The organism is Mesorhizobium sp. M2C.T.Ca.TU.002.02.1.1 (assembly GCF_003997225.1).
The window spans coordinates 1-1,325 of the sequence record NZ_RZTO01001189.1; the positions used below are offsets into that span (position 1 = coordinate 1).

Here is a 1,325-nt window from a genome sequence, read left to right on the forward strand (position 1 = left end):
CCTGGGGTCGATGCCCAGCGCAGTGTCGTAATCGGCAATAGCACGGTCGAATCCGCCCTTGGCGGCGTGGGCGATGCCGCGGTTGATCAAGGCGGTCACGTCCGTTGGATCGATCCGGATCGCCTCGTCATATGCGGCGATCGCCTTTTCCTGCTCGCCCGTCACGGCCAAGGCGGAGCCGAGTTCGGCATGCGCCCTGCCGTTTTGCGGATCGGCCTCGATCGCCTGCTGGAAGTCGAGGATGGCCGCGTCAACCTTACCCTTGCGCAGGAAGGCCGAGCCACGGCTGGAATAGGCGTCGCTCGCGGACGGCTCGAGGCTGATCACGATGTTGAAGTCCGAGATCGCGCGGTCGTCGTCGCCCTTGTTGGACCAGTCGGTGCCGCGATTGAAATAGGCCGAAGTCTGCTTGGGATCGAGCGCGATCACCTCGCCATAATCGGCGATCGCGCCATCCCAGTCTTGATTGTCGTCCAGGGCCATGGCCCTGAAGAAATAAGCCTTGGCGCGCAAAGAGGATGCCCCCGTGACGTCCTCGGCAATCACGCTGCAGGCTGCAATGCGGCGGTCGGCTGCGACTTTGGCATCGCCAAAACAAAGGGCTGGGTCCTTGACAACAGCGAGCGCCGGTTCGCTCAGTCCGACAAGCACCAGCATCCCCGCCAGGACCATCAGCGGCCCGCGCGAAACCTCACCAGCAAGCGCGCGCAAAAACGCGCCGATGCGGCATAACATTGTTGATCCTCCCCCCGGAGTTACCGCGGCTGCTGCCGCGGTCGCTTATATAGTTCTCTTTTTGTTCCTCAATGCAAGCAAAAATTGCAAGGGCTGAATCTATACGCTTGGCCTGGTTGGACGGAAGGGCAGAAAGGGCGGAGGATCGTAGCCTTTGCCGGACGACACTGGCCTATCCCCCTCACATATCGATGATCGACCGTCTCACCCGCCCGATGATGGTGATCGCGCCTTCCAGCTCCGGCGGCGGGATATCGAGATAGGACGCCGGCTGGAAAGGCGGATTGTCGTTGGGGCGGTAGCGCTTGTAGGTGGCGCGGCCGGTTTCGTCGGCGATCACGTAGCAGCCGTTGGTCACCAGCCGCTTGTCGCGCAGATTGACGAAGATGATCGAATCCGGCGGCGAGATCTTGTTCATCGACGGACCGTCGACGCGCAGCGCAATCCATTCGCCTTCCTCGAGGTCGGCGGTGGGAATGGTCGGATAGTCGGAGAGGTTGACGACGCTGTCCTGGCTGCCGAGCTCGCCGGCGCTGATCCAGGACACGATCGGCACGTCGACGGTGACGGGCGCTGAGACGAGGCTGACC

General features: G+C 62.6%; 2 protein-coding genes. Both read right to left on the bottom strand.

Annotated features, from left to right (window positions below; genetic code table 11):
- Positions 1-735: tetratricopeptide repeat protein (locus EOD07_RS34615; RefSeq protein WP_245470609.1), on the bottom strand; the 735-nt coding region annotated here is incomplete at its 3' end.
- 181 nt (positions 736-916) lie between these two features.
- On the bottom strand, positions 917-1,325 hold a 409-nt coding region (locus EOD07_RS34620), incomplete at its 5' end, for a S24 family peptidase (protein ID WP_245470610.1).